Annotated in this window: 24 protein-coding genes; 12 read left to right on the plus strand and 12 right to left on the minus strand. The window is 69.0% G+C overall.

The annotated features are described in order from the left end of the window. The first annotated feature begins 200 nt into the window (after positions 1-200). Both AB0L21_RS08760 and AB0L21_RS08765 read left to right on the plus strand, forming a co-directional pair. Positions 201-2879 carry a transglycosylase domain-containing protein gene (locus AB0L21_RS08760; RefSeq protein ID WP_365700207.1) on the plus strand — a complete coding sequence of 893 codons (2679 nt, stop codon included), beginning with the start codon at positions 201-203 and terminating at the stop codon, positions 2877-2879. Positions 2880-3008: 129 nt separating this feature from the next. Beyond that, complete coding sequence (locus tag AB0L21_RS08765; RefSeq protein ID WP_365782971.1) at positions 3009-4562, plus strand: glycosyltransferase 87 family protein; 1554 nt, start codon at positions 3009-3011, stop codon at positions 4560-4562. A gap of 124 nt (positions 4563-4686) precedes the next feature. On the opposite strand, the gene AB0L21_RS08770 is transcribed toward AB0L21_RS08765, so the two are convergent. The 3 genes from AB0L21_RS08770 to AB0L21_RS08780 form a co-directional block, all read right to left on the minus strand. Continuing rightward, positions 4687-5718 carry an alanine racemase gene (locus AB0L21_RS08770; RefSeq protein WP_030640115.1) on the minus strand — a complete coding sequence of 344 codons (1032 nt, stop codon included), beginning with the start codon at positions 5716-5718 and terminating at the stop codon, positions 4687-4689. A gap of 85 nt (positions 5719-5803) precedes the next feature. Next, entirely contained in the window at positions 5804-6922 is a 1119-nt protein-coding gene (gene femX, locus AB0L21_RS08775; protein WP_365700211.1) for a peptidoglycan bridge formation glycyltransferase FemX, read from the minus strand. A gap of 120 nt (positions 6923-7042) precedes the next feature. Continuing rightward, positions 7043-7357 carry a hypothetical protein gene (locus AB0L21_RS08780; RefSeq protein ID WP_365700213.1) on the minus strand — a complete coding sequence of 105 codons (315 nt, stop codon included), beginning with the start codon at positions 7355-7357 and terminating at the stop codon, positions 7043-7045. A gap of 273 nt (positions 7358-7630) precedes the next feature. Here AB0L21_RS08780 and rpsF point away from each other — a divergent pair, with 273 nt between their 5' ends. The 4 genes from rpsF (at position 7631) to rplI (ending at position 9363) form a co-directional block, all read left to right on the plus strand. Continuing rightward, positions 7631-7921: a 30S ribosomal protein S6 gene (gene rpsF, locus AB0L21_RS08785; protein WP_014673750.1), complete on the plus strand. Its 291-nt coding sequence runs from the start codon at positions 7631-7633 to the stop codon at positions 7919-7921. A gap of 80 nt (positions 7922-8001) precedes the next feature. After that, a complete protein-coding gene (locus AB0L21_RS08790) occupies positions 8002-8580 on the plus strand; it encodes a single-stranded DNA-binding protein (RefSeq protein ID WP_208033179.1) in 579 nt (192 codons plus the stop codon). 81 nt (positions 8581-8661) lie between these two features. Next, positions 8662-8898 carry a 30S ribosomal protein S18 gene (gene rpsR / locus AB0L21_RS08795; protein ID WP_003949403.1) on the plus strand — a complete coding sequence of 79 codons (237 nt, stop codon included), beginning with the start codon at positions 8662-8664 and terminating at the stop codon, positions 8896-8898. A gap of 18 nt (positions 8899-8916) precedes the next feature. Next, positions 8917-9363 carry a 50S ribosomal protein L9 gene (gene rplI / locus AB0L21_RS08800; RefSeq protein WP_365257341.1) on the plus strand — a complete coding sequence of 149 codons (447 nt, stop codon included), beginning with the start codon at positions 8917-8919 and terminating at the stop codon, positions 9361-9363. Positions 9364-9511: 148 nt separating this feature from the next. Here rplI and AB0L21_RS08805 read toward each other — a convergent pair whose 3' ends face one another. Beyond that, positions 9512-10855 (minus strand): MATE family efflux transporter, encoded by a 1344-nt coding sequence (locus AB0L21_RS08805; protein ID WP_365782973.1) that lies wholly within the window; start codon positions 10853-10855, stop codon positions 9512-9514. Positions 10856-11330: 475 nt separating this feature from the next. Here AB0L21_RS08805 and dnaB point away from each other — a divergent pair, with 475 nt between their 5' ends. Continuing rightward, the gene (gene dnaB / locus AB0L21_RS08810) at positions 11331-12809 is read left to right on the plus strand and encodes a replicative DNA helicase (RefSeq protein ID WP_365700219.1); all 1479 of its coding nucleotides are present in this window, start codon (positions 11331-11333) and stop codon (positions 12807-12809) included. Between the two features lie 105 nt (positions 12810-12914). Further along, the gene (locus AB0L21_RS08815) at positions 12915-14300 is read left to right on the plus strand and encodes a serine hydrolase domain-containing protein (RefSeq protein ID WP_365782975.1); all 1386 of its coding nucleotides are present in this window, start codon (positions 12915-12917) and stop codon (positions 14298-14300) included. Between the two features lie 65 nt (positions 14301-14365). On the opposite strand, the gene AB0L21_RS08820 is transcribed toward AB0L21_RS08815, so the two are convergent. Then, positions 14366-14818, minus strand: a complete 453-nt coding sequence (locus AB0L21_RS08820) for a GNAT family N-acetyltransferase (RefSeq protein ID WP_365782977.1) — start codon at positions 14816-14818, stop codon at positions 14366-14368. A gap of 9 nt (positions 14819-14827) precedes the next feature. Next, on the minus strand, positions 14828-15286 hold the full coding sequence (locus AB0L21_RS08825) for a MarR family transcriptional regulator (protein WP_365700225.1): 459 nt from the start codon (positions 15284-15286) through the stop codon (positions 14828-14830). Between the two features lie 145 nt (positions 15287-15431). Between AB0L21_RS08825 and AB0L21_RS08830 the strand changes: the two genes are divergently transcribed. Next, positions 15432-16640: an MFS transporter gene (locus AB0L21_RS08830; protein ID WP_365782979.1), complete on the plus strand. Its 1209-nt coding sequence runs from the start codon at positions 15432-15434 to the stop codon at positions 16638-16640. 100 nt (positions 16641-16740) lie between these two features. After that, on the plus strand, positions 16741-17160 hold the full coding sequence (locus AB0L21_RS08835; RefSeq protein ID WP_365700229.1) for a heme-binding protein: 420 nt from the start codon (positions 16741-16743) through the stop codon (positions 17158-17160). Between the two features lie 74 nt (positions 17161-17234). Here the strand turns inward: AB0L21_RS08835 and AB0L21_RS08840 are convergent, their stop codons facing one another. The 6 genes from AB0L21_RS08840 to AB0L21_RS08865 all read right to left on the minus strand — a co-directional run bounded on the left by AB0L21_RS08840 (position 17235) and on the right by AB0L21_RS08865 (position 22055). Beyond that, positions 17235-18101 carry a GNAT family N-acetyltransferase gene (locus AB0L21_RS08840; RefSeq protein WP_365782981.1) on the minus strand — a complete coding sequence of 289 codons (867 nt, stop codon included), beginning with the start codon at positions 18099-18101 and terminating at the stop codon, positions 17235-17237. A 248-nt stretch (positions 18102-18349) separates the two neighbouring features. Next, complete coding sequence (locus tag AB0L21_RS08845) at positions 18350-18832, minus strand: NUDIX hydrolase (protein WP_365700233.1); 483 nt, start codon at positions 18830-18832, stop codon at positions 18350-18352. An 83-nt stretch (positions 18833-18915) separates the two neighbouring features. Continuing rightward, positions 18916-19821 (minus strand): LysR family transcriptional regulator, encoded by a 906-nt coding sequence (locus AB0L21_RS08850; protein ID WP_365783064.1) that lies wholly within the window; start codon positions 19819-19821, stop codon positions 18916-18918. Positions 19822-20036: 215 nt separating this feature from the next. After that, a complete protein-coding gene (locus AB0L21_RS08855; RefSeq protein WP_365782983.1) occupies positions 20037-21185 on the minus strand; it encodes a cystathionine gamma-lyase in 1149 nt (382 codons plus the stop codon). Further along, positions 21182-21673: a low molecular weight protein-tyrosine-phosphatase gene (locus AB0L21_RS08860; RefSeq protein ID WP_365782985.1), complete on the minus strand. Its 492-nt coding sequence runs from the start codon at positions 21671-21673 to the stop codon at positions 21182-21184. The genes AB0L21_RS08855 and AB0L21_RS08860 overlap by 4 nt, the downstream gene beginning before the upstream one ends. Before the next feature lie 4 nt (positions 21674-21677). Continuing rightward, a complete protein-coding gene (locus tag AB0L21_RS08865; protein WP_365700241.1) occupies positions 21678-22055 on the minus strand; it encodes a phage holin family protein in 378 nt (125 codons plus the stop codon). A 104-nt stretch (positions 22056-22159) separates the two neighbouring features. On the opposite strand from AB0L21_RS08865, the gene AB0L21_RS08870 reads away from it, so the two are divergent. Next, the gene (locus AB0L21_RS08870) at positions 22160-22477 is read left to right on the plus strand and encodes a cupin domain-containing protein (RefSeq protein WP_208033166.1); all 318 of its coding nucleotides are present in this window, start codon (positions 22160-22162) and stop codon (positions 22475-22477) included. Positions 22478-22610: 133 nt separating this feature from the next. Next, on the plus strand, positions 22611-22823 hold the full coding sequence (locus AB0L21_RS08875; protein WP_030640080.1) for a DUF5326 family protein: 213 nt from the start codon (positions 22611-22613) through the stop codon (positions 22821-22823). Positions 22824-23136: the final 313 nt, after the last annotated feature.

Below are 23136 nucleotides of genomic sequence, written 5' to 3' on the forward strand. Positions count from 1 at the left end.
CGGGGCCCGGTGCGTTTTGGTGGTGCGTAGTCTGTGCGGCATGCACACCACCGGGAACCGCGTGATGCCTGGGGAGCGTCGTCGTCCCCGGTGCAGTACGGGTGAATGCAGGACCGACCACATCCGTACTTCGGGGGGACCGGAAACCAGCCGCCGTTCCAGGCGCGCACGGGTGCGCCTGCCCGAGGAGTAATCGTTCGATGAGCGAGCACCGTCGCAAACCGCCGCAGCCGCAGGGAGGCGGACGTGCCGCGGCCCGACGCGGCCAGTCCGGCTCGTCCTCCGGCCGCCGTGCGGCACCGCGAGGCGCCACCGGGTCCCCTGCCGACCCCTATGGGTCCCGTTTCCCGGGGTCGGAGTCCACTGGCCCGGGTGGTGAGGAGCGTTCCTACGGCGGCCGTGCCGAGGCCCGCCGTGCTGCCCAGAGAGGTGGCCGACGCCGAGCGGCCGACAACGCCGGCGGCCGTCGCGGCGGCCCAGGCGGTCCGACCGGTCCCGGACGCGGCAAGGGCCGCGCGACCACGGCACCCGGCAAGAAGCGGTTCATCGACTACCCCAGGGCCGACAAGTACGGCTGGCGCCGCTGGGTGCCGTCCTGGAAGCTGGTCAGCGGGCTGTTCATCGGCTTCGTCGGCGGCCTGGTGGTGATGGTCGGCGTCGGCTTCGCCATGGTGGAGGTGCCGAGCGAGAACCTCGCCGCCAAGTCGCAGAACAACGTCTACTACTGGGCCGACGGCACCCAGATGGTGGCTACGGGCACGGGCGTCAACCGACAGAACGTAACCATCGACAAGATCCCCAAGGCCATGCGGTACGCGGTGATCTCTGCCGAGAACAAGAGCTTCTACCAGGACTCGGGTGTCGACCCCATGGGCATCGCCCGGGCCCTGGCCAACATGGCGCGGGGCGGTCAGACACAGGGTGGTTCGACGATCACCCAGCAGTTCGTCAAGAACACCTACCTGAGCCAGGACCAGACGTTCACCCGCAAGTTCAAGGAGATGTTCATCTCCATAAAGGTGGGCGCGAAGTTCGACAAGGACCAGATCCTGCAGGGGTACCTGAACACCTCGTACTACGGTCGAGGGGCTTACGGCATCCAGGCGGCGGCGCAGACGTACTACGGCAAGAACTCCGAGGAGCTCACGCCGAGTGAGTGCGCGGTCCTCGCGGCACTGCTCAAGGGCCCGACGTACTACGACCCGGCAGGCAACCCGGACCTCGACAAGTCGGCGACTCCGTCGGAGAACAAGAGGCGCTCCACGGAGCGCTGGTCCTGGATTCTCAACGAGATGCACAAGGACAAGCACCTCAGCGACGCTGACTATCAGAAAGCCATCAAGAAGTACCCGATGCCCGACGGCCGCAAGGCGACCAAGGGCATGACCGGCCAGATCAGCTACCTCGTCGACACGGCCAAGAAGTACGTCCTGAACCACTCGGAGATCACCGAGGCGCAGTTCGACCAGGGCGGCTACCAGATCTACACGACGTTCGACAAGAAGAGCGTCAATGCCCTGAGTGCGGCCGTGAAGAAGGTCCAGAAGGAGCGCCTCGACCCGAAGCATCGCGATCTGGACAAGTATGTCCAGTTCGGTGCGGCCTCGGTGAAGCCCAATGACGGGGCGATCGTCGCACTGTACGGCGGTGACGGCTACGAGAACGCGCACTTCACCAACAACGCGGACACTTCGGGTGTCCCCGTCGGTTCGACATGGAAGCCGTTCGTCCTGGCCGCGGCGATGCAGTACGGCACCTACAAGTCCGAGGGTGAGGGCATCTCGCCGCTGAGCAAGTACAACGGCAACGACAAGCTCAAGGTGAGGAACCAGGACGGGAGCTACGTCCTGAAGAAGGACGGCTCGGTCTTCTACCAGCGCAACGAGGGCCCCAAGCCCTGGGGCTACATCACGCTGCGCAAGGCCATGGAGCAGTCCATCAACACCCCGTTCGTACAGCTCGGCATGGACGTGGGGATGTCGAAGGTCCGTGATGTCGCGAAGGCCTCCGGCATCCTCGACGCAAGCTTCGCCACGCTCAACCCGTCCTTCGCCATCGGCACCTCGACGCCGAGCGCGATCCGTATGGCTGACGCCTACGCGACGTTCGCCGCGTCCGGCCAGCACACGGATCCGTACTCGGTGACGAGCGTCACGAAGGACGGCCAGGAGCAGCCGGGCTTCACCAAGCCCAGGCGGACGCAGGCGATGCCGGAGAACGTGGCCAACAACGTCACGGACACGCTGGAGAACGTGATCCAGAACGGTACGGGCCAGAACGCCAAGGCCCTGGGTCGTACCGCGGCCGGCAAGACCGGTACCACCGACAGCAACAAGTCGGCCTGGTTCGTCGGCTACACCCGGCAGCTGTCGACCTCGGTCGCGATGTTCCGCGAGAACCCCAAGGACCACGAGCTGCTGTCCATGAACGGAACGGCGGGTGTGGACTCCATCCACGGTGGTGACATCCCGACGCAGGTGTGGACCGAGTACATGAAGGCCGCGCTCAAGGGCAAGAACGACCCCGGCTTCCCGGACGCCACCGAGATCGGCAAGGTCCAGGACGAGGCGGGTGCTCCCTCCCCGACCCCGAGCGTCACCATCACGCCGAGCCCGACGCCCAGCGACACGCCGAGCCCGACGCCGAGCAAGACGACCACCTCACCGTCTCCGTCGGTGAGCGAGTCCTGCCAGCTCGGCTGGGACCCGAACTGCAACGGCAATGGCGGGGGCAATGGCAATGGCAGCGGAGGAGTGGACACGGGTGGTGTCGACGGGGGCGGAGGCGAGTCACCGACGCCCACGGTCACGGACACGACCGGCACCGGTAACACCCGAGGAAACGGCAACGGAGGCTTCTTCGGGGGCCAGACCGGTTAGTCCGGGGATCTGACCGGTTGGCGACCATATCGCCCACCGAGGGTGTTTCACGTGAAACATGGGCCGCCGCACCCACAAGGTGCGGCGGCCCTCGGTGTTTTCCTAGCCAGGTACGGCAGGATGTGCCCCATGCCCAGTGCAGAGATGACGCCCGCGAGCATGCACGAGCCCGAGTCCGTGCGGTCCGCCACGGCAGAGCCGGTGCAGCCGACCAGGGAGGACGAGGTCGCCGCCGCCGGCAGTGAGCTGATCGGCGGTCCCCTGGGGCGGCACGCCCTGCTGGGGACCTCCTGGTGGACCCCCGTCCGGGTCGTGGCGCTCGTGGCGATCGGCATGTTCGCCCTCGGCCTGGTCCAGAAGGCGCCCTGCTACCACAGCGGCTGGTTCTTCGGAGCGAGCAGTCAGTACACGCACGCCTGCTACTCGGACATCCCGCACCTCTACCAGGGCCGTGGGTTCGCCGACCATCTCGTGCCGTACTTCGACAAGCTTCCCGGCGACATGGACTACCTCGAATACCCGGTGCTCACCGGCGTGTTCATGGAGGTGGCCTCCTGGCTGACCCCGCACAGCGGCAGCATCCAGCACCAGGAGCAGTGGTACTGGTTCGTGAACGCCGGGATGCTGATGGTGTGCGCCGCCGTCATCGCCGTGTGCGTGGCCCGTACCCACCACCGGCGTCCCTGGGACGGCCTGCTGGTCGCCCTGGCGCCCGCCCTCGCGCTGACCGCGACCATCAACTGGGACCTGCTGGCCGTGGCGCTGACGGCCGCCGCGATGCTGATGTGGTCCCGGGGCCGCGCCCTCGCCTTCGGCGTCCTCCTGGGGCTCGCCACGGCCGCCAAGCTGTATCCCGTCCTGCTGCTGGGGCCGCTGCTGGTGCTGTGCTGGCGGGCGGGCAAGTGGCGCGCGTTCTTCCAGGCCGCATGCGGGGCGGTGGTCGCCTGGCTGGTGGTGAACCTGCCCGTGATGATCACGCACGACGCGACGGGCTTCCACATCCGTGAGGGCTGGGCGAAGTTCTACACCTTCAGCAAGGAGCGCGGCGTCGACTTCGGCTCCTTCTGGCTGATCTGGGCGCAGAACTCCAGCAACCCGCCCACCACCGAGTTCGTCAACACCGCCGCCACGGTGCTCGTGGTGCTCTGCTTCCTCGGCATCGCCACGCTGACGTTCACCGCCCCGCGCCGGCCGCGCTTCGCCCAGCTGGCCTTCCTGATGGTGGCCGCCTTCGTCCTCACCAACAAGGTCTACTCCCCGCAGTACGTCCTGTGGCTGGTGCCGCTGGTGGTCCTCGCCCGGCCCAAGTGGCGGGACTTCCTGATCTGGCAGGCGTGCGAGGTGGCGTACTTCCTGGGCATCTGGATGTACCTCGCCTACACGACCAGCGGAGACGCCCACAAGGGCCTGCCGACGCAGGGCTACCACTGGGCGATCGTCCTGCACCTGCTGGGCACGCTGTACCTGTGCGCCGTCGTCGTACGGGACATCCTCATGCCCGAGCGGGACGTGGTGCGCCGGTCCGGTGACGACGATCCGTCGGGCGGGGTGCTCGACGGCGCGGAGGACGCGTTCGCGCTCGGCGCTGGAGCCCATCCGCCGCGCCACGCCGCCCCGTTCGACAGGCCTCCGGTGGACTGGGGCCGGCCGGAGACGCTGTCCCACGACGATCGTTCGCTCTGAGCGAACACGCGTCACGCCTCATCGGCACGCGGCACGGCGAGTCCGCCGCCCCGCCGGAGGCGGTGCACACAGAAGGCCGTATCCGGGAGCACCGGATACGGCCTTCTCGGCGTTCTGGACGGGCTCAGCGGTCCACGAGACGGTCGAACTGGGTCGTGGTGTGCCGCAGATGGGCCACCAGCTCGTCGCCGACCTTCGGCTCGGGGGCGTCCGAGGGCACGAACAGGATCGACACCTGCATGTGCGGCGGCTCGGCGAACCAGCGCTGCTTGCCGCCCCAGACGAACGGGGAGAGGTTCCGGTTGACCGTGGCGAGGCCGGCCCGGGCGACGCCCTTGGCGCGCGGCATGACGCCGTGCAGGGCCTTCGGGGCCTCCAGGCCCACCCCGTGGGACGTTCCGCCCGCCACGACCACCAGGAAGCCGTCCGAGGCCGCCTTCTGCTGCCGGTAGCCGAACCGGTCGCCCTTCGCCACGCGCGTGACGTCCAGGACGGCGCCGCGGTACTCGGTGGCGTCGTGGTCCCCCAGCCACAGCCGCGTACCGATGCGGGCGCGGAACCGGGTCTGCGGGAACTGCTGCTGGAGCCGGGCCAGATCGTCCGCCTTGAGGTGGCTGACGAACATCGTGTGCAGCGGCAGCCGTGCCGCGCGTAGCCGGTCCATCCAGCCGATGACCTCCTCGACGGCGTCCGAGCCGTCGGTGCGGTCCAGCGGCAGATGGATGGCGAAGCCCTCCAGCCGGACGTTCTCTATGGCCTGGTGCAGCTGCGGCAGGTCGTGCTCGCTGATGCCGTGCCGCTTCATCGAGGACATCACCTCGATGACGACACGGGCGCCCACGAGGCCGTACACGCCGTCGATCGACGACACCGAGCGGACGACCCGGTCGGGCAGCGGCACGGGCTCCTCGCCGCGCCGGTACGGCGTCAGCACCAGCAGGTCACCGCTGAAGAAGTCCTTGATGCGCGCGGCCTCGTAGGTCGTGCCGACGGCGAGCAGGTCGGCACCGAGCCGTGTGGCCTCCTCCGACAGCCGTTCGTGCCCGAAGCCGTAGCCGTTGCCCTTGCAGACCGGGACGAGTCCCGGGAACTGCTCCTGCACGTGCTTGTGGTGCGCCCGCCAGCGCGCGGTGTCGACGTAGAGCGTGAGCGCCATGGCCGGACCCGGAACCTTTCTCGTGGCTGCGGTGGATCAGAGGTGTGAGAGCTGCGAAGGCTATGGAATCAAACGCCCGCGCGGCTCAGCGGCGCGACATGTAGATGTCGAGCGCCTTGTGGAGCAGCTTGTTCAGCGGGAAGTCCCATTCGCCGAGGTACTCGGCGGCCTGGCCGCCCGTGCCGACCTTGAACTGGATGAGACCGAAGAGGTGGTCGGTCTCGTCCAGCGAGTCGGAGATGCCACGCAGGTCGTAGACGGTGGCGCCGAGCGCGTAGGCGTCGCGCAGCATCCGCCACTGCATGGCGTTGGACGGCCGGACCTCGCGGCCGATGTTGTCGGAGGCGCCGTAGGAGTACCAGACGTGCCCGCCGACGATCAGCATCGTCGCCGCTGAAAGGTTCACCCCGTTGTGGCGGGCGAAGTACAGCCGCATGCGGTTGGGGTCCTCGGTGTTGAGGGCCGTCCACATGCGCTGGAAGTACGACAGCGGGCGGGGCCGGAAGTGGTCGCGGACGGCCGTGATCTCGTACAGCCGCTGCCACTCGGGCAGGTCCTGGTAGCCGCCCTGGACGACCTCGACGCCGGCCTTCTCGGCCTTCTTGATGTTGCGGCGCCACAGCTGGTTGAAGTTCTTGTGGACCTCTTCCAGGGAGCGGTTCGCCAGCGGCACCTGGTAGACGTAGCGGGGCTGCACGTCGCCGAAGCCGGCGCCGCCGTCCTCGCCCTGCTGCCAGCCCATGCGGCGCAGCTTGTCGGCCACCTCGAAGGCGCGCGGCTCGATGTGGTCGGCCTCCAGGTCGCGCAGGCGCTTGACGTCCGGGTCCTGGATGCCCTTCTTGATCGTTTCCGCGTTCCAGCGGCGGATGATCACCGGCGGGCCCATCTTCACGGAGAAGGCGCCCTGCTGCTTCAGATGCGCGAGCATCGGCTGGATCCAGTCGTCCAGGTTCGGCGCGAACCAGTTGATGACGGGGCCCTCGGGCAGATAGGCGAGGTAGCGCTTGATCTTGGGCAGCTGGCGGTAGAGGACCAGGCCCACGCCGACCAGCTGGCCGCTCCTGTCGAACCAGCCGAGGTTCTCCGAGCGCCACTCCGCCTTCACATCTGCCCAGGCCGGGACCTGCATGTGGCTCGCCGCCGGCAGGCTCTGGATGAAGGCCAGATGCTGCTCGCGACTGATGGTCCTCAGGGTCAGGCTCATTCGGGGCGCTCCTCGGGCTGGTGTGTCCCCATGGGTACAGGGGCTCCGGCTCTCGCGCCGAAGCCTACTGCGCCTGGCGAGCGCCCCGACTGGGCGTACGGGGCTTTGAGTCCGGTGAGGTCAGCTGATGACACCGCCGAACAGGCCGCCGTGCGCCATGCCGATGAGGAAACCGACTCCGGCGGCGCCGAGACCCAGGATCAGACCGAACCGCTGCCGCGTGGTCACCGAGGTCCACTGTCCGTACACGCCCGTGCACAGCGCCACCAGGCCTGTCCACGAGGTCAGCAGGTGAAGGCTGTGGAAGAAGGACGTGATGAAGGACAGCAGGCCCAGGACGAGCGTCACCGCCATCAGGGTGTCCTGAAGCGGATGGGGCTTGCCGTCCGTGGCGAAGAGGGAACCGGCGGTGTTGGGTCGCAATGCCTGTGCCATGGGCACCTCCTGCGGAAGGCGGCGCATCGTAGCGCCGTACACACCCGATGTGTACAGATTGTCGGGGTCGACGGCCGGATTTCAACCGGAAGCGTGTGTGCGGGTAGTCTGTACCGTCTGCACTGGTGTCTGCCCAGACCTGCCCAGGTCACACTGCCGGCTTCCCTGAAGGAACCCCGATTGTCAGTGGCGGCCGATACCGTTGCGTACGCATCACAACCCTCCTGCCACGGAACGACCGTGGCCGCTGAGTCCAAAGGAGGTGGGTTCCACATGCGTCACTACGAGGTGATGGTCATCCTCGACCCCGATCTCGAGGAGCGCGCTGTCTCCCCGCTGATCGAGAACTTCCTGTCCGTCGTCCGTGACGGCGGCGGCAAGGTTGAGAAGGTCGACACCTGGGGCCGTCGTCGTCTCGCCTACGAGATCAAGAAGAAGCCCGAGGGCATCTACTCGGTCATCGACCTGCAGGCCGAGCCTGCGGTCGTCAAGGAGCTCGACCGCCAGATGAACCTGAACGAGTCGGTCCTCCGGACCAAGGTCCTCCGCCCCGAGACCCACTGAGCTCTCCCGCTCAGCTGATCTCGGGATTCGAGTAGCAGCAACAAGCAGCCAGAGCAGCAAACCCGCCGAGAGGTTCCCCCATGGCAGGCGAGACCGTCATCACGGTCATCGGCAATCTTGTCGACGACCCCGAGCTGCGCTTCACCCCGTCCGGTGCGGCGGTCGCGAAGTTCCGCGTCGCGTCCACTCCCCGCACCTTCGACCGCCAGACGAACGAGTGGAAGGACGGCGAGAGCCTCTTCCTGACCTGCTCGGTCTGGCGTCAGGCGGCGGAGAACGTCGCCGAGTCGCTTCAGCGAGGCATGCGCGTCATCGTGCAGGGCCGGCTGAAGCAGCGGTCCTACGAGGACCGTGAGGGCGTCAAGCGCACGGTCTACGAGCTGGACGTCGAGGAAGTCGGCCCCAGCCTGCGCAACGCCACGGCCAAGGTCACCAAGACCGCCGGTGGCGCTCGCGGTGGCCAGGGTGGTTACGGCGGTGGTGGCGGCCAGGGTGGCGGCGGCTGGGGCGGAAGCCCCGGCGGCGGCCAGCAGGGCGGCGGCGCTCCGGCCGACGACCCGTGGGCGACCGGTGCTCCCGCCGGCGGCAACCAGGGTGGCGGCGGCTGGGGCGGAGGCTCCGGCGGCGGTGGCGGCTACTCGGACGAGCCCCCCTTCTAAGCCTTCGGGCCAGGCCTTCCGGGCCGGTCCGGGTCGAGGGCGGGTCGTATCCCAACTTCTTGATCACACAGGAGAATCACCATGGCGAAGCCGCCTGTGCGCAAGCCGAAGAAGAAGGTCTGCGCTTTCTGCAAGGACAAGGTCACGTACGTGGACTACAAGGACACGAACATGCTGCGGAAGTTCATTTCCGACCGCGGCAAGATCCGTGCCCGCCGCGTGACCGGCAACTGCACGCAGCACCAGCGTGACGTCGCCACGGCCGTCAAGAACAGCCGTGAGATGGCGCTGCTGCCCTACACGTCCACCGCGCGATAAGGGAAGGGTGACCGACTCATGAAGATCATCCTCACCCACGAGGTCTCCGGCCTCGGTGCCGCGGGCGACGTCGTCGACGTCAAGGACGGTTACGCTCGCAACTACCTGATCCCGCGGAAGTTCGCTATCCGCTGGACCAAGGGTGGCGAGAAGGACGTCGAGCAGATCCGCCGTGCTCGCAAGATCCACGAGATCCAGACCATCGAGCAGGCCAACCAGGTCAAGGCCCAGCTCGAGGGCGTGAAGGTCCGTCTGGCCGTCCGCTCCGGCGACGCCGGCCGTCTCTTCGGTTCCGTCACCCCGGCCGACATCGCGTCCGCGATCAAGGCTTCCGGCGGCCCCGAGGTCGACAAGCGCCGCATCGAGCTGTCCGCTCCGATCAAGACCCTGGGCGCCCACGAGACGTCCGTGCGTCTGCACCCCGAGGTTGCCGCCAAGGTCAACGTCGAGGTCGTCGCGGGCTGATTGCCGCGTGATCGCCGCGCTCGTTTGAGCCGGTGAAAGGGGCCGCACCCTTCATGGGGTGCGGCCCCTTTCCCATGGCCGAGGCTCCAAGGATGGGCTTCCCCGACCGCGCTGCCGTCATCGGGACGGCATGTTTCACGTGAAACGGTCAGCGGGTCGCACCCGTCACGATCCAGCGGCCCGAGCGGGTTCGCAGCCACAGGGTCAGCATGCGGACCGCCATCATCAACGTCATCGCGCCCCAAAGGGCGGTGAGGCCGCCGCCGACCGTGGGAACGAGTAGGGCCGCCGGAGCGAACACCGCCAAGGTGACGACCATGGCCCAGGCCAGATACGGGCCGTCCCCCGCGCCCATGAGGATCCCGTCCAGGACGAAGACGATTCCGCAGATGGGCTGCGACAGCGCCACGAGCAGAAGGGCCGGCAGGGCGGCGTCCTTCACCAGGGAGTCGCTGGTGAACAGCGGCAGGAAAAGCGGTCGTGCGGCCACCACGAGGAGGCCCAGCACGACACCGGTCGCGACGCCCCACTGGACCATGCGGCGGCACGCTTCGCGGGCTCCCTGAGCGTCGTCCGCTCCGAGGTAGCGGCCGATGATGGCCTGTCCCGCGATCGCTATCGCGTCGAGCGCGAAGGACAGCAGGCTCCACAGGGACAGGACGATCTGGTGCGCGGCGATGTCGGCGTCACCGAGACGGGCCGCGACCGCCGTGGCGATCATGAGGATCGCCCGCAGGGACAGCGTGCGGACCAGCAGCGGGACGCCTGCCTGAGCCGAGGCCCGGATACCGGCGGCGTCCGGCCGGAGAGAGGCGCCGTGCCGTCGCGCCCCGCGGACTACGACGGCCAGGTACACGGCTGCCATGCCGAACTGTGCGATGACCGTGCCCCAGGCGGAACCGGCGATACCGAGTCCGGCGCCGTAGACGAGCCCCGCGTTGAGCGCGGCGTTGGCGATGAATCCCGCGACGGCGACGTAGAGCGGGGTCTTGGTGTCCTGCAGGCCACGCAGCACTCCGGTCGCGGCCAGGACGATGAGCATGGCCGGGATGCCCAGCGCGGAGATGCGCAGATAGGTGATGGCGTAGGGGGCGGCGGTCGGGGAGGCGCCGAAGAGGTCCACGATGCCGGGCGCGAGGGGCAGGACGACGGCGATGACGGCGAGGCCGAGCAGCAGCGCCAGCCAGATGCCGTCCATGCCCTGCCGGATGGCCGCCGGGAGATCACCGGCGCCGACGCGGCGGGCCACGCCGGCCGTGGTGGCGTAGGCGAGGAAGACGAAGACACTCACGGCGGTGGTGAGGAGCGCCGAGGCGACGGCGAGACCGGCGAGCTGGGCGGTTTCGAGATGGCCGACGATCGCACTGTCCGCCATGACGAAGAGAGGCTCGGCGACGAGGGCGCCGAAGGCCGGGACGGCCAGCGCGACGATCTCTCGGTCGTGCCGACGCCAGGTGGCCTTGGGGATCTCTGGAGCCTGTGTCATGAGCATCAATGTAATCGTCCACAGGTAAGAGATGCAATCCGTAGGTGGTCCTTACTGTTGGTCGCGGGTCGTGTCCTTTCGGGTGCCGTTCGAAGCGATCTTGGCCCGACTGGGGAAGTTTTTTCTCTGCACAGCCAGTGGATCACAAAAGCGCAGGTCAGGGGCTCGGTCTCGGTCGGAGCGAGGGCTTGTTCACAGGGCTTTCCACCGGGTCGTGCACAGGTTTCGGTGAGTTCTCCACAGCATCCGGGCCGTCGTCCACATGGCCTGTGGATAACCAGATTGGCTGACGGTGCCGACGGGCCTACGGTGGTCCGGCGCCCGCTCCTTCACCGGGCCCCGAAGGTGTCCTTCTTCGGGCCTCGGAACCGTCACAAACCCGACGCGCCAGAACCGGAGTTGGGCGTCTTATTTGTCAGTGCCGTGCCGTACAAAAGAGGACACGGCGAGGTCCGCCGTGCGGACGGGAGGAGGTGGCTCGGTGAGCATTTCCGAGCCCTTGGACGATCCGTGGGCCGACACCGGACCCAGTGATCGTCTGCCGGCCTCCCGTCGGCGCGGTGACGTCGGCCGGGGTCGTGACGAGCAGCACGACCGGGGCGGGGAGAACGGCGCCTGGGACGGCGGGGGTTCGTCCTTCGAGCGGGTGCCGCCGCAGGATCTGGACGCCGAGCAGTCCGTGCTGGGCGGCATGCTGCTGTCCAAGGACGCCATCGCCGATGTCGTGGAGATCCTCAAGGGCCACGACTTCTACAAGCCCGCGCACGAGACGATCTACCAGGCCATCCTGGACGTCTACGCCAAGGGGGAGCCGGCCGACCCGATCACCATCGCCGCCGAACTCACCAAGCGCGGCGAGATCAACAAGGTCGGCGGCGCCGCGTATCTGCACAGCCTCGTCCAGACCGTGCCGACGGCGGCCAACGCCGAGTACTACGCGGAGATCGTCCACGAGCGGGCCGTCCTGCGCCGTCTGGTCGAAGCCGGTACGCGCATCACGCAGATGGGATACGCGGCTGACGGAGACGTGGACGAGATCGTCAACCGCGCCCAGGCCGAGATCTACGCCGTCACCGAGCAGCGCACCAGCGAGGACTACCTCCCGCTCGGCGACATCATGGAAGGCGCCCTCGACGAGATCGAGGCGATCGGGTCCCGCAGCGGCGAGATGACGGGTGTGCCCACCGGGTTCACGGACTTCGACTCGCTGACGAACGGCCTCCACCCGGGCCAGATGATCGTCATCGCGGCCCGTCCCGCCATGGGTAAGTCGACCCTCGCCCTGGACTTCGCGCGGGCCGCCTCCATCAAGCACAACCTCCCGAGCGTCATCTTCTCCCTCGAAATGGGCCGCAACGAGATCGCGATGCGTCTGCTGTCCGCTGAGGCCCGGGTCGCCCTGCACCACATGCGGTCCGGCACGATGACCGACGAGGACTGGACACGGCTCGCCCGTCGCATGCCGGACGTGTCGGCCGCGCCGCTGTACATCGACGACTCCCCGAACCTGTCGATGATGGAGATCCGCGCCAAGTGCCGGCGCCTGAAGCAGCGCAACGACCTGAAGCTGGTCGTCATCGACTACCTCCAGCTGATGCAGTCCGGTGGCTCCAAGCGCGCCGAGAGCCGTCAGCAGGAGGTCTCGGACATGTCCCGTAACCTCAAGCTGCTGGCGAAGGAGCTGGAGATCCCGGTCATCGCGCTCTCGCAGCTCAACCGTGGTCCCGAGCAGCGGACCGACAAGAAGCCGATGGTCTCCGACCTGCGTGAGTCCGGTTCCATCGAGCAGGACGCCGACATGGTCATCCTGCTGCACCGTGAGGACGCGTACGAGAAGGAGTCCCCGCGCGCTGGCGAGGCGGACCTGATCGTCGCTAAGCACCGAAACGGTCCGACGGCCACCATCACGGTCGCCTTCCAGGGCCACTACTCGCGTTTCGTGGACATGGCCCAGACCTGATCCACCGGGCCCGGCCGCGGTTACGGGCAGGGTGCGCGCGGGCACGGCAGGGATCGCACGGCAAATGCATTCGACGCCCGCCTCCACACCAGGTGGACTGGCCCCATGACGAGAACTCAGGAAGCGCTGCTCCCCGCCACCCGCCGGGCCTTGCTGCACCGGATCGCCGTCGCTCAGGCCGAAGGACGGGCTCCGTCACTGGTCGCCGCCGTGGTACGGGACGGGCAGGCCGTGTGGCACGGGGCGCGGACCTCGGTGGACGGGCACGGACCGGACGAGACCGTGCAGTACCGGATCGGATCCATCACCAAGACCTTCACCGCCGTACTGGTGATGCGGCTGCGAGACGAGGGCGTCCTCGATCTCGGCGACCCGCTGGAGAAGCATCTGCCGGGTACCGGCGCGGGGGAGGCGACGATCGCGGAACTGCTCGCCCACACCGCGGGGTTGGCGGCCGAATCGCCCGCGCCCTGGTGGGAGCGGACGCCCGGCTCCCTGCGGCCCGAACTGAGCGATGTGCTCGGGGAACAGCCCCTCCTGCATCCCGTCGGCCGACGGCACCACTACTCCAACCCCGGCTACACCGTTCTCGGCGCCTTGGTGGAAGAACTGCGCGGCGCCCCGTGGGAGGAGGTGCTGCGCGCGGAGATCCTGGAGCCACTGGCCCTGCACCGGACGAGCACGCAGCCGGAACCCCCGCACGCGGGCGGATGGGCGGTGCACCCGTGGGCTGACGCGATGCTGCCCGAGCCGACGGAGGACTTGGGCCGGATGGCGCCGGCCGGCCAGCTCTGGTCGACCACCGGGGACCTGGCGCGGTTCGCCGCGTTTCTGGCCCGGGGAGACGAGCGGGTCCTGAGTGCGGAGTCCGTCCGGGAGATGCGTACTCCGGCGGCGCAAGCCGAGACCGCGGATGTGGTGGACGGGGTCACGTACGGCCTGGGCATGCAGATCCAGTGCCGTGACGGCCGGCTGCTCGTCGGGCACTCCGGCTCCCTGCCGGGATTTCTGGCCAACCTCACGATCAGCGTGGAGGACGATGTGGCCGCGGTGGTGCTCGCCAACTGCACCAGTGGTCCGCTGCTGGGTGCCGTGGGAGCGGATCTCGTCCGGATCGTCGCGGAGGCGGAGCCGCGCATCCCCGAGCCCTGGCGGCCGCTGCGTGAGGTCGACCCGGCAGTACTGGAGCTGGTGGGGCAGTGGTACTGGGGCACCCAGGCTTTCGGCCTGCGTGCGACCGCCGACGGCCTGCTGGCGCTGGCGCCACTGGCGGGTGGCGGACGGAAGGCCCGCTTCCGTGCGAACGGTGACGGCACCTGGACGGGGCTGGAGGGCTACTACGCCGGTGAGCTGCTGCGGCCCGTACGGCGTCCGGACGGGTCGGTGAGCCACCTCGATCTGGGCTCGTTCGTGTTCACCCGGCAGCCGTACGACCCCGAGGCCCCGGTGCCCGGTGGCGTGGACCCGGAGGGATGGCGGGGCATCGGCTAGCCCGGACATACACAAGGGGGGTGTTTCACGTGAAACACCCCCCTGTCCCGTTCTACGGGCAGCCGTCAAAGGCGCAGCTTGAAGCCCTCGTGCGAGGCGGTGAAGCCCAGTCGCTCGTAGAAGCGGTGGGCATCGGTCCGCGACTTGTCGGACGTGAGCTGCACCATCTGGCAGTCGAGCCGTCGGGAGGTGTCGATCGCCCACTCGATCAGCCGGCTGCCCAGCCCGCTGCCCCGCTCGTCGGCGTGGATGCGCACGGCCTCGATGAGCGCACGAGTGGCCCCCTTGTGTGAGAGCCCAGGGATGATCGTCAGCTGGAGGGTCCCGATCACGCGGCCTTCGCGTACGGCGACGACGACATGCTGGTTGGGGTCGGCGGTGAGGCGTTCAAGCGCGTTCCGGTACGGCGTGAGATCGCCGGGCGACTCGCGCTGGGCCCCGAGCGGATCGTCAGCGAGCATGGCCACGATCGCCGGGAGGTCGCCGGCGGTCGCGGCACGTATCTCAAGATCTCCCATGAGCGCACCCTACGCGGGCACGTTCAGGGACTCCACGACTCGCACCAGCGGCGCCAGTTCAGGGTTCTGGGCGGCGCTGTCCAGGGCTTCGCGCAGGGCGGCGTCATTGGTGGGCCGTGCCTCCTCCAGCAGCCGCAGGCCCGCCGGGGTGACGTTGGTGTAGATGCCGCGGCGGTCGGTGGGGCACAGATAGCGCTCCAGCAGGCCGCGGTCCTCCAGCCGGGTCACGAGGCGTGTGGTGGCGCTCTGGCTGAGTACGACCGCGTCGGCGACCTGCTTCATCTGCAGATGCCCGCCCTCGCCTTCGTGCTGTCGGCTGAGGACGTCCAGCAGTGAGTACTCGCGGACGCTCAGGTCGTGCTTGGCCTGCAGAGCGCGCTCGATGTGCGCCTCGATCCGTCCGTGCAGCGCAGAAAGGGCGCACCAGCCCTGTGCGAGGGCGGTGAGCGCGGGGTCCGTCGCTGTCATTGGCGTTTTCCTCCGTCCCGGAGTGGCTGCATCACAAGAGTAGAGCACCACCGCAATAGACGTCGCTTGCATTTAGCCCGCGTCTGCAACTATTGTGAATGAACGCAAAGCGCTCCTGCAATCGTCTGGGAAGGTGTACCCCCTCATGCCTCTCGCGCTTCTGGCCCTCGCGATCGGGGCCTTCGGAATCGGAACCACCGAGTTCGTGATCATGGGCTTGCTGCCCGAGGTCGCGGACGACTTCGGGGTATCCATCCCCATGGCGGGCCTTCTCGTGACCGGCTATGCGCTCGGTGTGGTCATCGGCGCTCCGCTGATGACCGTGCTCGGCACCAAGGTCCCGCGCAAGCGGATGCTGATGCTGCTGATGGGCCTGTTCATCGCCGGGAACCTGCTCTCGGCCGTCGCCCCGGTCTTCGCGGTCATGCTGATCGGACGAGTGGTCGCTTCGCTCGCCCACGGTGCCTACTTCGGCATCGGCTCGGTCGTCGCCGCCGAGCTGGTCGCGCCCCACAAGAAGGCCGGCGCCATCGCCATGATGTTCACCGGTCTGACCATCGCCAATGTCGTCGGCGTCCCGCTGGGCACGTTCATCGGGCAGAGCGCCGGCTGGCGCGTCACCTTCGGCATCGTCGCCGCCCTCGGTGTCGTCGGCCTCGCCGGCATCGCCAAGCTCGTTCCCGAGCTGCCGCGGCCGGAGGGCGTACACCTGCGCCACGAGCTGGCCGCCTTCAAGAACGCCCAGGTCCTGCTGGCCATGGCCATGACCGTCCTCGGCTTCGGCGGTGTCTTCGCGGCCATCACGTACATCGCCCCGATGATGACCCACATCGCCGGCTTCGCCGACGGCTCGGTCACCTGGCTGCTGGTGCTGTTCGGCCTCGGCATGGTCGGCGGCAACCTCCTCGGCGGCAAGTTCGCCGACCGCGCCCTGATGCCGATGCTGTACGTCTCCCTGGGCGCCCTGGCCGTCGTCCTGGCGCTCTTCACACTCACCGCCCACAACAAGATCGCGGCGGCGGTGACCATCGCCCTGATCGGCGCCCTCGGTTTCGCCACCGTGCCGCCGCTGCAGAAGCGGGTCCTCGACCAGGCGCACGGCGCTCCGACGCTCGCCTCGGCCGTCAACATCGGCGCCTTCAACCTGGGCAACGCCCTGTCCGCCTGGCTCGGCGGCCTCGTGATCGCGGCCGGCTTCGGCTACACGTCTCCCAACTGGGTCGGTGCCGTTCTCGCCGCTGCCGCCCTGGTCCTCGCCTTCGTCTCGGCTGCCCTGGAGCGCCGCGACGGCGCCCACGGCACCGTGACCGCCTCCGGCACGCCGGCGGAGCAGCGGACCCCCGTCCACCACTGAGCGCCCGCACCCCCGGGCGCCTCACACCCACAGGCCTCCGTACCGGGGCTCTTCCGGTACGGCAAGCACCCACCACAGCACCATCGGAGGAGACATCTCCATGACCACCACCGCCGTCGCCCCGCTCACCATCGAGGACGCCGAGCTGCTGGTCGCCACCGCCCGGCGGGCGGCCGAGGACGCCGGAGTCGCCGTCAGCGTCACCGTCCTGGACGCCGGCGGCCACCTGCTCGCCTTCCGCCGGGATGACCGCGCCGTGCTGATCTCCGGCGAGACCAGCACCCGCAAGGCCTACACGGCTCTCCAGCTGAACGCGCCCACCGCCGACCTCGTCGACGCCGTCCAGCCCGGCGGCCTCTTCCACACCCTGCCCACGGCGCTCGACCGGCCCCTGCTGTTCATCGCGGGCGGTGTCCCGGTCCACCGCGACGGCCGGCTGGTCGGCGCGATCGGTGTCGGCGGCGGTGCTCCGGACCAGGACCACGGCTTCGCCACCGCGGCCGTGCAGGCACTCGCCTGAGCCACAGCTACAGCCCGGACCTCATGACACCGGCCCCGCCGCTTCAAGCGGCGGGGCCGGTCCGCGTCGTACGCTCAGCCTGCGGCGACCGTCAGCGGTGCGAACCGCCGGGTCCAGTCCCCCGGCAGGTCTGTGATGCCATAGGTCATCACCGAGTTGAAGGCCACGGAGGCCAGTCCCCGTTCCTTCGCCCAGGCCAGCAGCTCTTCATGGCGCACGTCGATGTCGGTCCGCAGCGGACGGTCCGTACGGGCCGCCAGCGAGGCGATCAGTGCCTTGGCGGTCTCCGTGTCCCGGGCGATCAGCGGACCGACGACATGGGTGTCCATGTTGGGCCACGCGGCGGTGTAGCCGATGAGCCGGCCGCCCTCCTCGGCCACTCGCAGCTGATCGGCGAAGGCGGGCAGGCGGGTGATGAGAGAGGTGCGATCGGTGCCGAACACCTCCTCATCCAGGTGGAGGATCGCCGGGAGGTCTTCTGCGGTGGCGGCACGCGTGGCGACCTCGGAAACCTGGCCGCCGGGAACGAAGCGGCCCGTCAGCATCTCCGCCCGGCCGGTCACCTTGAAGCCCAGCTCCTCGTAGAGAGGACGGCCGTACGGCGTGGCGTGCAGGGTCAGCGGAGTGGTCCCCATGCTCGACAGTACGTGCCGCATCAGGCGGCGCCCGACGCCCCGCCGGGCGTGGCGTTCGGCCACCAGAACCATGCCGATGGCGCCGAGATCCGGCCGTCCCCACGCGCCGTACTCCGTGACCACGCAGGCGGCGACTAGGCCGCCCTCGGGGTCGTCGATGCCGAAGCCCTTCCCGGCTGTGAGAAGGAAGCCCCACTTGTGTTCCTCGCGTGGCCACCCCCGGTCCTCGGACAGGTCGGCGCAGGCAGGGAGATCGCGAAGCGTCAGGCGGCGAATGGGCAGAGCGGTGAGGGAAGGAGTTGGCACGCAGGTCAGGCTGTCCGACCGGCACCCCCGCCGTCCACCCGTTTCGATGCGGACGCAGGTGCTTTTGGCCATCTCGTGGCCCTGCGCACAGGCGATGGACAGCTCTGTGTGTTTCACGTGAAACACCGACAGCCCACTGGCCTCGGGCCATGGCGAGCGTTCATTTCTTCGATCTCTGTGTGGAGTTCGGGGTGGTACGGCACGACACGGTGTTGGAGGAACTGCTCGTCGGCGCGGGCTGACCGCGCCTAGCCGAGGTCGGGGGCGTGCATGGCCCGTACCCCTTCGATGTTCCCGTCCAGGTAGTGGCGCAGGGACAGCGGGACGAGATGGACGGAAGCGATGCCGACGCGGGTGAACGGGACGCGGACGATCTCGTACTCACCGGCCGGCTCGTCCACTTCAGGGCCGTGACGCAGGGCCGGGTCCATGGACTCCAGCCGACAGACGAAGAAGTGCTGCACCTTCACCCCGGTCGCGCCGCCGTCCTCCCCGATGTGTTCCACCGTGTCCACAAAACACGGCACCACATCGGTGATCTTGGCGCCGAGTTCCTCGTACACCTCCCGGTGGAGGGCGTCCACGACGGTCGAGTCCCCGGGTTCGACTCCACCACCGGGGGTGACCCAGTAGGGATCGACACCGGGCTTGGTGCGCTTGATCAGGATCAGGTCGTCACCGTCCAGGAGAATGGCACGGGCGGTGCGCTTGACCACGGGTCGGACGGTCATGGGAGAAATGTGGCCCGGCTGGTTCCACGTGAAACATCGCAAAGTGCCACGACATGACCGCAGTGCGTGCACGGGCGACGGCGTCAGCTCCAGGCCGTGGCGGCGCGCTGGAGCCACTCATGGGCGCGCGCGATATGGGGCAGGGCGAGCGTGCCGGTCCGCACCACGAGGAAGTACGTGCGCAGCGGAGGGACCGGCGGGTCGTGGAGGGTGGCGATCGTTCCCCGCTCCAGTGCCGGGGCACAGAGATAGCGGGGCAGCACCGCCAGTCCGGCCCCGGCGATCACGCAGGAGAGTACGGCCCGCAGATCGGGCACGATGACCGTGCCCGTGGCGGCCGGCCGGGAGTCGAAGACGGAGGCCCAGTAGCGCGAGACGAACGGCAGTGACTCGTGGACCTCTACGAGCGGCAGGCGCTCCAGGGCCGGAGCGCCCTTCAGCCGCAAGGTGTCCGAGCCGATCCGCCCCGCCCAGCGTGGGGCCGCGACCAGCGCATGCTCCTCGTCGCAGAGCGGAACGGCGGTCAGCAGGGCTCCGCGCGGCCGTGCCGTGCTGATGGCCAGATCATGGTGGCCGCAGGCCAGCCCCTCCAGCGCCTCCTCGGCCGTCCCGAAGGAGGCCCGTAGCGCGAAGCTCCGGCCGTCGTCGCCGGTCAGCCCGGTAAGCGCCGGCAGAGCACGTTCGGCGGTGAACTCCGGAGGCCCGGCCAGGTGCAGCGTCCGGGACGAGGACTCGTCGTCCAGGCCGCTCTCCACTATCTCCACCAGGGCGTCGAGATGCGGTGCGGCCCTCTGTGCGAGTTCATCGCCGATCGTCGTCGGGGTCACCCCGCGCGCCTGACGAAGGAACAGCGGTCTGCCGAGCTGGCGCTCCAGCGTGCGGATCTGCGAGGTGACGGCGGGCTGGGAGAGGCCGAGCAGAGCGGCGGCGCGGGTGAAGGAGCCGGCTCTGTGCACGGTGACGAAGGTCCGCAGCAAGGCCAGATCCATGGGCATGCCCTCCCCTGTCGCTGCCTCCTCCGGCCCCCAGGCAGGCACCAACTATAAATAAGTCGATAGGTCTCTGTCGCTACCGTGATTGGACACTGACGCAGAGTCAACTAGCCTGGGTCGCGCGGACTTTCCCTCGCGAAAGCCGCAGACGGTCCGAGCCACGAGGGGGGAGGCTCGGACCGTCCTGACGGCATCGGCGAGGGACGCGGACGCTATTCGGCGGACTCGTCCAGGGCGCGCAGCACGTCGGCCACCAGGTCCTCAGGGTCCTCGGCGCCGACGGACATGCGGATGAAGCCCTCAGGGACGGCGTCCCCGCCCCAGCGGCGGCGGCGTTCGGCCGTGGACCGCACCCCGCCGAAGCTCGTCGCGTCCTCCACCAGCCGCAGGGCAGCCAGAAAACGCTCGGCACGCGTGCGCGTGGGCAGGGTGAAGGAGACGACGGAGCCGTAGCGGCGCATCTGCTGCGCGGCGATCTTGTGCGAGGGGTCGTCGGGCAGGCCCGGGTAGCGCAGGCCGGAGACCTCGGGCCGCTGTCGCAGCGCCTCCGCGACGGCGAGGGCGGTGGCGTTCTGCCGGTCGACGCGCAGCTGGAGCGTGGCGATGGACCGGTGCGCGAGCCAGGCCTCCATGGGGCCGGAGATCGCGCCGACGATCTTGCGCCAGCGGCGCACGGCGGCCATCGCCTCGGTGTTGTGGCCGGTGACGTAACCCAGCAGGACATCGCCATGGCCGGTGAGCTGCTTGGTACCGCTGGCCACGGAGAAGTCGGCGCCCAGCTCCAGCGGGCGCTGGCCGAGCGGAGTGGCGAGGGTGTTGTCGACGGCCACCAGTGCGCCACGCGCGTGGGCCGCCTCGGCCAGGCGCCGGATGTCGCAGACATCGAGCCCGGGGTTGGAAGGCGACTCGATCCACAGCAGCCGCGCCCCGTCGAGCACCTCCAGCTGGGCGTCCCCGCCGGTCGGCGCGGTGCGCACCTCGATGCCGTACGCCTCCAGCTGGGCGCCTACCAGCGGCAGCACCTGGTAGCCGTCGGACGGCAGCACGACCGCGTCTCCGGCGCGCAGCTGCGAGAACAGCACGGCGGAGATCGCCGCCATGCCGGAGGCGAACACCAGCGTCTCGGCGTCCTCCCGCCCGGGCGCCTCCAGCTCGCTGACGGCGCGCTCCAGCAACGTCCAGGTCGGGTTGTCGTCACGGCCGTACGCATACGGTCCCGATACCTCGCCGGGCAGGTGGAAGTGGGCCGCGAACACCGGTCCGGGCAGGGTCGGCTCGTTCTTGGCCGGCTCGGGCAGTCCGGCCCGTACCGCGCGCGTGCCGTCGCCGGTGCGGCCCTCGTCCTTCGTGGCATCGCTCATGCCGCCCGTCCTTCCAGTTCGTCCCGTACGGCGGCGAGCAGACCGGTGCTCGCCGCCTCCACCATCTCAAGGCACTCCTCGAAGCCGTCCCGGCCCCCGTAGTACGGGTCCGGCACGTCGAGGTCGTCGCCGGTGGCGGGGTCGTAGGAGCGCAGCAGGCGTATCTTGCGCGTGTCCTCCTCGGTGGGCGCGAGGCGGCGCAGGGCCTTGAGATGGCCGGTGTCGAGGGCGATCACGAGGTCGAGGCGGGCGAACCACGACGGCAGGAACTGGCGGGCGACGTGCTCGCTGTCGTAGCCGTGCTCCTCCAGGACCGAGACGGTACGCGGGTCGGCGGGCTCGCCCTCGTGCCAGCCGCCGGTGCCGGCGCTGTCGACCGTCACCAGGTCCTCCAGCCCGGCCTCCGCCACGCGCGCGCGGAAGACGGACTCGGCCATCGGGGAGCGGCAGATGTTGCCGGTGCACACGAAACAGACACGGTAGGTCATGCGCTCAGTCCTCGTCGGGCAGGACGACGTGCAGCGCCCAGGAGACGACGGAAACGATCAGACCGCCGACGACTGCCGTCCAGAATCCCTCCACGTGGAAACTCAGGTCGAGCTTGCCGCACACCCAGGAGGTCAGCAGCAGCATCAGCGCGTTCACGACCAGGGTGATCAGGCCCAGGGTCAGGATGAACAGCGGGAAGGTGAGCACCTTCACGATCGGCTTGACCAACCAGTTCACCAGACCGAAGACCAACGCGACGACGATCAGCGTGCCGGCCTTCTTGGCGGTGCTGTCACCCGTCAGAGTGATCTTGTCGAGCAGCCATACCGCGACCGCCAGGGCGCCCGCGTTGGCGATCGTCTTGACTACGAAATTCTTCATGTGTCTGATCGTGGCAGACCGGGCGCACCCTGGCCGGACGGACGGCGAGCGGTGCGACGGCGGGCAGCGGAACGGCGAGCAGTGAGGCGAGGGCGGCAGCGGCGATGAAGGCATTCCGGCTGGACGAACTGGAGGCGGAACGCGCCGCCAACGAGGGCGCCTACCTGCAGTTCCTGCGCGAGCGGAACATGTCGGTCGGCCTGTACGCCCTCAACGCGGGCGAGCACGACCCGCAGAAGCCGCACGGCCAGGACGAGGTGTACTTCGTGGTCAGCGGCCGGGCCTCGATCACCGTCGGTCTGGAGACGACCCAGGTGGCGCGGGGCAGCGTCGTGTACGTGCCCGCCGGGGTCGCCCACAAGTTCCACCACATCAGCGAGGACCTCAGGGTGCTCGTCGTGTTCTCTCCGCCCGAGGCGTGACCTGCAGCCCCGGGTTCCCTAGGGGACGGATCAGGGGAGGACAAGGGATGCGAGGCCCCCGTGAGGGCCCTCCGCGGCCCTAGCATCGAGTGCGGAACATCGACAACGCACGAGAACGCAAAGGACGAGGGCGATGCGAGAGATCTTCGCGGGGCTGCCGTGGTGGGTGAAGTGGGTCGCGGTGCCGGTCATCGCCCTGGTCGTGTTCGGCGGCCTGATAGCGACGGTGGTCGGGTTCGTGATCGGCCTGCTGTTCAAGGCGCTGGTCTTCGTCGCCCTGGTCGGCGGACTGATCTACATCGTCCGCAAGTTCATGGGGAACTCCTCGTCGCGCAGCGACTGGTGAGGCCCCCGGGAGCCGGTCACCTGTGACGAGGCCGGTTCCCTCGGGGGAGGGAAGTTTCCCCGGGAGCCGTCTGCGGGCGGTGGCGGGCGGTTAAAGTCCGGAACTCCCCACGGGGTCCGGCCCCGTGGGCGGCGCAGACCCCCCTCCGTGCTCTTCCTCGCACGGGCTGCCCCTCGCGCTCCGGGAGTGACCCTTGGCCACGGTTGACACCGCACCGGCAGAACCCCACGCACCCCACGCACCCCTCGCCCCACCGCGCCCCTGTGCGCCCTCCGTCCAGCGACCGGTGCCCCTGGCCGTCCCCGGCCAGCCA

The organism is Streptomyces sp. NPDC052721, from assembly GCF_040678315.1.
Classification (GTDB): Bacteria; Actinomycetota; Actinomycetes; order Streptomycetales; family Streptomycetaceae; genus Streptomyces.

Excerpts from the sequence above, each read along its gene's own strand:
- AB0L21_RS08760 (WP_365700207.1), top strand. The coding sequence starts at position 201 with ATGAGCGAGCACCGTCGCAAACCGCCGCAGCCGCAGGGAGGCGGACGT.
- AB0L21_RS08765 (WP_365782971.1), top strand. The coding sequence starts at position 3,009 with ATGCCCAGTGCAGAGATGACGCCCGCGAGCATGCACGAGCCCGAGTCC.
- AB0L21_RS08770 (WP_030640115.1), bottom strand. The coding sequence starts at position 5,718 with ATGGCGCTCACGCTCTACGTCGACACCGCGCGCTGGCGGGCGCACCAC.
- femX (WP_365700211.1), bottom strand. The coding sequence starts at position 6,922 with ATGAGCCTGACCCTGAGGACCATCAGTCGCGAGCAGCATCTGGCCTTC.
- AB0L21_RS08780 (WP_365700213.1), bottom strand. The coding sequence starts at position 7,357 with ATGGCACAGGCATTGCGACCCAACACCGCCGGTTCCCTCTTCGCCACG.
- rpsF (WP_014673750.1), top strand. The coding sequence starts at position 7,631 with ATGCGTCACTACGAGGTGATGGTCATCCTCGACCCCGATCTCGAGGAG.
- AB0L21_RS08790 (WP_208033179.1), top strand. The coding sequence starts at position 8,002 with ATGGCAGGCGAGACCGTCATCACGGTCATCGGCAATCTTGTCGACGAC.
- rpsR (WP_003949403.1), top strand. The coding sequence starts at position 8,662 with ATGGCGAAGCCGCCTGTGCGCAAGCCGAAGAAGAAGGTCTGCGCTTTC.
- rplI (WP_365257341.1), top strand. The coding sequence starts at position 8,917 with ATGAAGATCATCCTCACCCACGAGGTCTCCGGCCTCGGTGCCGCGGGC.
- AB0L21_RS08805 (WP_365782973.1), bottom strand. The coding sequence starts at position 10,855 with ATGCTCATGACACAGGCTCCAGAGATCCCCAAGGCCACCTGGCGTCGG.
- AB0L21_RS08815 (WP_365782975.1), top strand. The coding sequence starts at position 12,915 with ATGACGAGAACTCAGGAAGCGCTGCTCCCCGCCACCCGCCGGGCCTTG.
- AB0L21_RS08820 (WP_365782977.1), bottom strand. The coding sequence starts at position 14,818 with ATGGGAGATCTTGAGATACGTGCCGCGACCGCCGGCGACCTCCCGGCG.
- AB0L21_RS08825 (WP_365700225.1), bottom strand. The coding sequence starts at position 15,286 with ATGACAGCGACGGACCCCGCGCTCACCGCCCTCGCACAGGGCTGGTGC.
- AB0L21_RS08830 (WP_365782979.1), top strand. The coding sequence starts at position 15,432 with ATGCCTCTCGCGCTTCTGGCCCTCGCGATCGGGGCCTTCGGAATCGGA.
- AB0L21_RS08835 (WP_365700229.1), top strand. The coding sequence starts at position 16,741 with ATGACCACCACCGCCGTCGCCCCGCTCACCATCGAGGACGCCGAGCTG.
- AB0L21_RS08845 (WP_365700233.1), bottom strand. The coding sequence starts at position 18,832 with ATGACCGTCCGACCCGTGGTCAAGCGCACCGCCCGTGCCATTCTCCTG.
- AB0L21_RS08850 (WP_365783064.1), bottom strand. The coding sequence starts at position 19,821 with ATGGATCTGGCCTTGCTGCGGACCTTCGTCACCGTGCACAGAGCCGGC.
- AB0L21_RS08855 (WP_365782983.1), bottom strand. The coding sequence starts at position 21,185 with ATGAGCGATGCCACGAAGGACGAGGGCCGCACCGGCGACGGCACGCGC.
- AB0L21_RS08860 (WP_365782985.1), bottom strand. The coding sequence starts at position 21,673 with ATGACCTACCGTGTCTGTTTCGTGTGCACCGGCAACATCTGCCGCTCC.
- AB0L21_RS08865 (WP_365700241.1), bottom strand. The coding sequence starts at position 22,055 with ATGAAGAATTTCGTAGTCAAGACGATCGCCAACGCGGGCGCCCTGGCG.
- AB0L21_RS08870 (WP_208033166.1), top strand. The coding sequence starts at position 22,160 with ATGAAGGCATTCCGGCTGGACGAACTGGAGGCGGAACGCGCCGCCAAC.
- AB0L21_RS08875 (WP_030640080.1), top strand. The coding sequence starts at position 22,611 with ATGCGAGAGATCTTCGCGGGGCTGCCGTGGTGGGTGAAGTGGGTCGCG.